We start from the raw sequence: 7,428 nt of genomic DNA, 5'->3' as shown, positions 1-7,428 counted from the left end.
CCGGCAAGCTCGGCATCGCCGGCATCGACGCCAACAACAACCTCAAGTTCTACCCCGGCGACGGCGCCGGCCACGTCAGCGGCGGCACCCAGATGCTCCCCGGCAACGGCCTCTGGGCCGGCTTCTAATCCGCCGGTCGGCCCCGCGCATCCAGCTCAATGATGCGCGGGGCCTTGTGAACGCTGAAGCAGCCCTGTCCGGGCGCGTACCCGCGACTGGGCGTCGCTACCCCCGACCGAACCATCAGGCCCCCTGGCCGGACCGTCTCACCCCTCGCACCGATCCGACGCGCCACGCGAGGCGGCCTGCAGGCGGGCACGATGGAGAGGTGGACAGCTACCCGTCGCCCGTCGCCCGTCCCACCGCCACCGGTGCCGGCGTGCTCGATCTCCCGCCGACGGCCCGCACCGCCGTGGCCTGGCTCCCGCCCGCCGAACTGTGGCCCGCGATCCAGGCGGTCCGCGAGGTCCACGACCGGCAGATCCGCCGCTGGCCGCCGCACGTCAACGTGCTCTTCGGCTTCGTCCCGGAGGACGCGTTCCCGGCCGCCGCACCCCTGCTCGCCGAGGCGGCCGCCGAGATCCGGCCGTTCGCGGCGCGGCTGTCGGGCGTCCACAGCTTCCGCCACCGGCACGACTCCACCGTCTGGCTCGACCCCGCCGCCACCGGTACCGGCCCCTGGGTACGCCTCCACCGCGCCTTCTCCGCCCGCTTCCCGCACTGCCGGACCCACGGCGACCGCTTCACCCCGCACCTCTCGCTCGGCCGCACCCGCGACCCCCGGCACCTCGCCCCCGACCTCGCCGCCCGCCTCGGCAGCACCACCGCCCGCGTCGACGAACTTTCCCTGCTCTCCCGCCGGGCCGGCGGCCCGATGTGCGTCCGCGCCACCGTCGCCCTCGGCACCGGCACCGTCCACTGGCTCCCCCACCCCGACGCCGACCCGCCGTGGCCGTTCGCCTGACCTCACCGATCCAGGTCACCCCCGAGCGGCCCGGCGGGTCCGAGAAGACCGCCTACCAGCTCCGATGCCGACCGCGGCCCAGCGACGACGGGCCCACCTCGATCGGGTGAGGCAGCCGCCCAGGCGGGTCCGCACCGCGAGCCGCAGGTCAGGGCCCCGGAAAGCCATGTCGAACGCACTACCACCCTCGCCAAGCCCACCAACAGCGGTTAACCAACGTCACCGCCAACAGGGGTTGGGCTACGGTGCTGCCGGGTGACTGCGCCGCGATCGTGGCGCTGGTCGAGGGCGACACGGCTGGCGGCGGGGGCGGCGTGCGGGCCGGCAGATGCGCGATCATCTCGGCTGGCCGACCAGTGGTGCGCGGGAGCAGGCCGCTCGGGTCCGCTCCAAGCGGCTGGTGGAGCGTGGGTGGTTGAGCGAGGAGCGGCCGGGGCTCTTCAAGCCAAGGCCGGGGCGGGCCAGTCGCCGGGTGGCGGGGGTCGCGGCCCACCAGGCCATCGCCTCGGCTCTATCGATCCGGGTCTCGTAGTCCCGGGCCAGGCGACGGGCCCGGATCAGACGGGAGAAGCTACGTTCGACCACCCAACGGCGCGGTAGAACGCCATCAGGGGTCGTAGAAACACTTGTCGCCACGGCAAGGGCACGCAGCAGGCCAGGACACCATTCCGCCTGCTTGTGGGTACGGAGTGAGCGCGGGGGTTCACCGTCTGCTGACGCCGGTCGGGAGACCATGAGCATGGCTGTTCGCACGACCCGCGTTGGAAGTGATCACCATGTGCGCTCCGCAGCCCACACCGGACACGTCTACCACCGGTGCGGCTGCCGCGACCAGGGTGGCAGGCTGCGGTCCGAGCCGGCGCAGGAGACTCGGCGCGGGTTTCCGAGAGGCGCGCCAGCCGCTGCCTTGACGGCTGAGAGGGTGAGGCGGCTTGGCCGGGTGATCGCTGATCAATGCCAACTCCGCTATGGACCAACGAGTTGGCGGTCCCGCTGTGGGGCTGTTCCGGGTCGTGCCGACCTCGGGCGAGCTCCGCCGACGGACGTACAGTCGGTGTTCGAGTCCGTGTCCCACGGTCCCGCCGCGCGGCAGCCGGCGGCTCGACCGGCCGCCGTTAGTGGGTGGCGACTGCGGGCCCCGCGTCCAGTTGGTGTGCCCACGGTGGGTTGGGACCGGCGGCAGAGCAGGTGAGGGCGGCGACGCGGGCGGCGTAGTGGCAGGCGTCGGAGACCTCGTCGGTGGTCAGGCCGTCCAGCCGTCCGCCCAGCCGGCCGGCGAGGGACAGGCGGTGGAGCAGGCCGGCGGTGAACGAGTCGCCGGCGCCGATGGTGTCCACGACCTCGACCGGCGGTGCGGGAACGTGTACCCGGACGCCGTCCAGGGACGCCACCGCGCCCCGGGCGCCCAGGGTGATCACCACCAGCCGTACCCCGGCCAGGTGCCAGGTGTCGCAGGCGTGCTCGGGTGTCACACCCGGCATGAGCAGTTCCAGGTCGTCCGAGCTGAGGCGCAGGATGTCGGTCAGCGTGCACCAGTGCGCGAGGCGGGTCCGGTAGATGCGTGGATCGACCAGTAGCGGGCGGACGTTGGGGTCGATGCAGATGGTTGCGTCGGCCCGTGCTTGTGCGAGCAGGTGCTCGATCCGCTCGCCGCCGGGCTCTCGGACCAGGGCGAGGGAGCCGGTGTGGAGACAGGCTGCGTCCTCGCTGTGGGCGGCGGCGAGCTCGGCGTCGGTCCACTGCCAGTCGGCGGTGGCCTGGGCGTGGAAGGAGTAGCGGGCCTGGCCCTGCGCGTCGAACGTCGCGATGGCCATCGTGCTGGGCTCGGGCGCCGCGACGACGCCGGTGAGGTCGACGCCGGAGGAGGCCAGGTGGGTCCGGAAGAGGTCGCCGAAGGGGTCGGCGGAGATCCGGCCGAGGAAGCGGGTGGTGGTACCGAGCCGGGCGAGCGCCACCGCGGTGTTGGCCGGTCCGCCGCCTGGCATCACGCGCAGGGCGAGCTCGCCGGGGCGTGGCCGGCTGGTGTCGGCGAAGGCGTCGGCGACGCACTCGCCGAGGACGGCGATCGGGCGCTGGACCATCGGTCCGCCTTTCGGGATCAGGTAGGGCTGGAGTCCGGGGCCTGAAACGGCCTCAGGTCCGGTCTGTGGACTGCGGAGTGTTTCCGCAGATCAGTACGGGTTATTGCGGTCGCGTTACCCAGTCGTTACGGCTGCGGGGCTTGTGACCCGGGTCTCGCAGACTTCATCATCCTCGTCAAGCGGATGTCAACGCTGACATAAGTCAACGATGACAGTGCTGGTAGCCGCTGACCCCAGCCCTGACCCCGCCTGAGCCGTACCTTCTAGGAGCCACGATGTTCCGCACTCCCCGCCCCACCCTGTTCAGAGCCGCCGCCACCGTCCTCGTCGGCGCCATGGCGCTCACGCTGACCGCCTGCGGCTCGGGCTCGAAGGGCTCCACCGCTGCCGGTTCCTCCGGAGGTACGGTCAAGGTCGGGCTGATCACCAAGACCGACACCAATCCGTTCTTCGTCAAGATGAAGGAAGGCGCGCAGAAGGCCGCGCAGGAGGACGGCGTCACGCTGACCACGGCGGCAGGCAAGTTCGACGGCGACAACGCCGGCCAGATCGCCGCGATCGAGAACATGGTGGCCTCGGGCGTCAAGGGCATCCTGATCACGCCCAGCGACTCCAAGGCGATCCTGCCGGCCATCAAGAAGGCCCGGGACAAGGGTGTGCTGGTGATCGCCCTGGACAGCCCGACCGACCCGCAGGACGGCACGGACGCCCTGTTCGCCACCGACAACAAGAAGGCTGGTGAGCTGATCGGCCAGTACGCCAAGGCCGCGATGGCCGGCAAGCCCGCGAAGATCGCCACCCTCGATCTCGCCCCCGGCGTCGCCGTCGGCCAGCTGCGCCACGACGGCTTCCTGGCGGGCTTCGGCGTCGCCGCCGGCGACCCGTCCATCGTCTGCTCGCAGGACACCGGCGGCGACCAGGCCAAGGGCCAGACCGCGATGGAGAACTGCCTGCAGAAGGCGCCCGACATCAACCTCGTCTACACGATCAACGAGCCCGCCGCGCTCGGTGCGTACACGGCGCTGAAGGCCAAGGGCCGGGAGAAGGACGTGCTGATCGTCTCGGTGGACGGCGGCTGCACCGGCACCCAGGCAGTCAAGGACGGGAAGATCGCGGCGACGTCGCAGCAGTACCCGATGCTGATGGCCGAGAAGGGCGTCAAGGCGGTCGCCGACTTCGCCAAGACCGGTACCAAGGCCTCGGGTTACACCGACACCGGCGTCACCCTGATCTCGGACACGCCGCAGACCGGTGTGGACTCCAAGGACACCGGCTTCGGCCTTACCAACTGCTGGGGCTGACCCTCCCCGCTCCGAAGCAGCGGCCCGGGCTGACCTCCCAGCCCTGACCCGGCCCGGGCCGCTTCCCCAGCGCCGTCGCGACGCCGTCCGCTCGACGCTTCGACCCGCTTCACCGGCAAGGACCTCCTCATGACCACATCCACCGCCCCGTACGCGGATCTCACCGGGCCGACGCTCGCTCGCCGGATCATGACCGCGCCGACCGCGGGCCCGCTCGCCGCGCTCGTTCTGGCGTGCGCCTTCTTCTCCCTGGCGACGGACCAGTTCCTCTCCGGCGGGAACTTCTCGCTGATCATCCAGCAGGTGATGGTGGTCGGCACCCTGGCCATCGGCCAGACGCTGATCATCCTGACCGCAGGCATCGACCTGTCCTGCGGGGCGGTGATGGCCTTCGGATCGATCATGATCGCCAAGATGGCTGCGGAGGGCACGGTGCCGCCGCTGGTCGCCATCGCGCTCGGGCTCGCGGTGTGCGCGGGCTTCGGACTGGTCAACGGTCTGCTGGTGAAGCTGATCCCGCTACCGCCGTTCATCGTCACCCTTGGCATGCTGAACGTCGCCTTCGCGCTCACCCACATCTACTCCAAGGAGCAGACCGTCGCCGACCTGCCGAGCCAGCTGACCTTCCTCGGCAACACCTTCCCGCTCGGCGGCACCGACGTCACCTACGGCTCGCTCGTCGCCCTCGCACTGTTCGCCGTCTTCGCCCACCTGTTGAGCAGCACCTCCTGGGGCCGGCACGTGTACGCACTCGGCAACAGCTCCGAGGCCGCCCGGCTCAACGGCGTCCGCATCGGCCGCCTCACCATCGGCCTGTACGCGCTAGCCGGAGTGGTCTACGGCATCGCCGCGCTGCTCCTGGTCTCCCGCACCGGTGTCGGCGACCCGCAGGCCGGGCAGACGGACAACCTCGACAGCATCACCGCCGTGGTACTCGGCGGCACCAGCCTCTTCGGCGGCCGCGGCAGCGTGCTCGGCTCCCTGATCGGCGCCCTCATCGTCGGTGTGTTCCGCAACGGCCTGCAGCTGATGGGCGTCGCGTCCATCTACCAGACGCTGATCACCGGCGTCCTGGTCATCCTCGCCGTCACCGTCGACCAGATCTCCCGGAAGAGGACCCGCTGATGAGCACCCAGACCCCCACGCCCGTCCTGCAGGCCCGCGGCCTGGTCAAGCGCTACGGCCACGTCACCGCCATCGACGGCGCCGACTTCGACCTCCTGCCCGGAGAAGTCCTCGCCGTCATCGGCGACAACGGCGCCGGCAAGTCCAGCCTCATCAAGGCCCTCACCGGAGCCGTCACCCCCGACGAGGGGGAGATCCGCCTGAACGGCGAGGTCATCCGCTTCAACGGCCCGCAGGACGCCCGATGCCACGGCATCGAGACGGTCTACCAGGACCTCGCGGTCGCCGCCTCGATGGACATCGCCTCCAACATGTTCCTCGGCCGCGAACTGCGTCGGCCCGGCCCGCTCGGCAGCGTGCTGCGCATGCTCGACAAGAAACGGATGCGCGAGGAGGCGGCCGAGCACATGGCCGACCTCAAGATCGGCCTGCGCTCGCTCACCCAGCCGGTGGAGACGCTCTCCGGCGGCCAGCGCCAGGCAGTGGCCGTGGCCCGCGCCGTCGCCTGGGCCCGCAGCGTGGTGGTGATGGACGAGCCCACGGCCGCCCTCGGCGTCAAGGAGTCCGGACAGGTGCTCGACCTGATCCGCCGGGTCCGCGACAAGGGCCTCCCGGTTGTGCTCATCAGCCACAACATGCCCCACGTCTTCGAGATCGCCGACCGGATCCACGTGCACCGGATGGGCCGGCGCGCAGCCCTGATCAAGCCCGGCGACTACTCGATGTCGGAGGTGGTCGCCATCATGACCGGCGCACTCACGGTCGACGAGGACGGTGGCGGTACCGTTGTCGCGGATGCCGAGGCCGCCAAGGCCGCCGGGATCGGCACCAACTGAGAAGACAGTCCTCCGCAGTGGCCCCGCGCGCGAGACCGGGGCCGCCGCCTGGCGAAGGTGGGTACATGGCCGCGCCCCGTCGTACGACGCTGCACGATGTGGCTCAGGAGGTCGGCGTCAGCGCCAAGACCGTCTCCCGAGTACTCAACGGCGACGGCCCGACCTCGGCGCAGACCCGCGAGAAGGTCCTGGCGGCGGTCGAGAGGCTGGGCTTCCAGCCGAACCTGATGGCCCGCAACATACGCACCGGCGGCCCGGACACCACCGTCGGACTGATCATCCCCGATATGGGCAACCCGTTCTTCGGCACCGTCGCCCGGGGAATAGAGGACGCGATCCGCGAACGCGGACTGACCCTGCTGATGGGCTCCAGCGCCGACGACCCCGACCGGGAACGGGCGCTGATCACCACCTTCCTGGCCCGCCGGGTCAGCGCCCTGATGGTGGCACCCACGGCCCGGGCCGACCACGCCCACCTGCGGACGGCCCGTAGTAGCGGGATGCCGGTGGTCTTCCTCGACCGGCCCGGCGCAGGCCTGACCGCCGACTGCGTCGTCAGCTCCAACCGGGCCGGGGGCCGTGAGGGCACCGCCCACCTGATCGCCGGCAGGCACCGGCGGATCGCCTTCATCGGCGACCGGCCGGTGGGCCTGTTCACCCGCCGGGAGCGTCTGGCTGGCTATCGAGAGGCGCTCGAGGCCGCCGGCCTGCCCTACGACCGCTCGCTGGTAGTGGACGGCCACACCCAGGCCGAGGCCGCCGAGGCCACCGTCAGACTGCTGCGCCGGGCGGAACCGCCAACCGCGATCCTCGCCGCCAACAACCTCTCGGCCATGGGCACCGTACTCGGCCTGGCCCGCGCCGGCCGACGCGACATCGCCCTCGTCTCCTTCGACGACCTGCCGTTCGCTGAGGTGCTGGAGCCCGCCATCACCGCCGTCGCCCAGGACCCGGCCGCCATCGGCGCCGCCGCGGCCGAACTCGCCCTCGCCCGCCTCGACGGTGACCGTACCCGGGCCCGGACCGTTACCGTCCCCACCCGCCTCATCGTCCGCGGCTCCGGCGAACTCCCGCCCGGTACCTGACGAGTCGCCCGGGGTCCGGCTGCGGACTCTCGCGGA

6 protein-coding genes are annotated in these 7,428 nt (G+C 71.4%); 5 read left to right on the top strand and 1 reads right to left on the bottom strand.

From position 1 onward, the window contains the following. Positions 1-328: 328 nt before the first annotated feature. Positions 329-964, top strand: coding sequence for a 2'-5' RNA ligase family protein (locus HS99_RS11310; RefSeq protein WP_078938755.1), 636 nt, complete (start codon positions 329-331; stop codon positions 962-964). Positions 965-2,079: 1,115 nt separating this feature from the next. On the opposite strand, the gene HS99_RS11305 is transcribed toward HS99_RS11310, so the two are convergent. Further along, complete coding sequence (locus tag HS99_RS11305; protein WP_030556709.1) at positions 2,080-3,045, bottom strand: carbohydrate kinase family protein; 966 nt, start codon at positions 3,043-3,045, stop codon at positions 2,080-2,082. A gap of 275 nt (positions 3,046-3,320) precedes the next feature. On the opposite strand from HS99_RS11305, the gene HS99_RS11300 reads away from it, so the two are divergent. The 4 genes from HS99_RS11300 (at position 3,321) to HS99_RS11285 (ending at position 7,392) form a co-directional block, all read left to right on the top strand. Beyond that, complete coding sequence (locus HS99_RS11300; protein WP_030291127.1) at positions 3,321-4,346, top strand: sugar ABC transporter substrate-binding protein; 1,026 nt, start codon at positions 3,321-3,323, stop codon at positions 4,344-4,346. 129 nt (positions 4,347-4,475) lie between these two features. Further along, positions 4,476-5,471: an ABC transporter permease gene (locus tag HS99_RS11295; protein ID WP_030556711.1), complete on the top strand. Its 996-nt coding sequence runs from the start codon at positions 4,476-4,478 to the stop codon at positions 5,469-5,471. Then, positions 5,471-6,307, top strand: coding sequence for an ATP-binding cassette domain-containing protein (locus HS99_RS11290; RefSeq protein WP_030291123.1), 837 nt, complete (start codon positions 5,471-5,473; stop codon positions 6,305-6,307). Before HS99_RS11295 ends, HS99_RS11290 begins: the two co-directional genes overlap by 1 nt. A 65-nt stretch (positions 6,308-6,372) precedes the next feature. Further along, a complete protein-coding gene (locus tag HS99_RS11285; RefSeq protein ID WP_030291122.1) occupies positions 6,373-7,392 on the top strand; it encodes a LacI family DNA-binding transcriptional regulator in 1,020 nt (339 codons plus the stop codon). Positions 7,393-7,428 lie beyond the last annotated feature (36 nt).

The organism is Kitasatospora aureofaciens (assembly GCF_001188955.3).
Lineage (GTDB): Bacteria > Actinomycetota > Actinomycetes > Streptomycetales > Streptomycetaceae > Kitasatospora > Kitasatospora aureofaciens.
The sequence above is the reverse complement of the archived record's forward strand: the minus strand, read 5'-3'. Positions and strand labels throughout refer to the sequence as shown.

Excerpts from the sequence above, each read along its gene's own strand:
- HS99_RS11305 (WP_030556709.1), bottom strand. The coding sequence starts at position 3,045 with ATGGTCCAGCGCCCGATCGCCGTCCTCGGCGAGTGCGTCGCCGACGCC.
- HS99_RS11285 (WP_030291122.1), top strand. The coding sequence starts at position 6,373 with ATGGCCGCGCCCCGTCGTACGACGCTGCACGATGTGGCTCAGGAGGTC.
- HS99_RS11295 (WP_030556711.1), top strand. The coding sequence starts at position 4,476 with ATGACCACATCCACCGCCCCGTACGCGGATCTCACCGGGCCGACGCTC.
- HS99_RS11290 (WP_030291123.1), top strand. The coding sequence starts at position 5,471 with ATGAGCACCCAGACCCCCACGCCCGTCCTGCAGGCCCGCGGCCTGGTC.
- HS99_RS11300 (WP_030291127.1), top strand. The coding sequence starts at position 3,321 with ATGTTCCGCACTCCCCGCCCCACCCTGTTCAGAGCCGCCGCCACCGTC.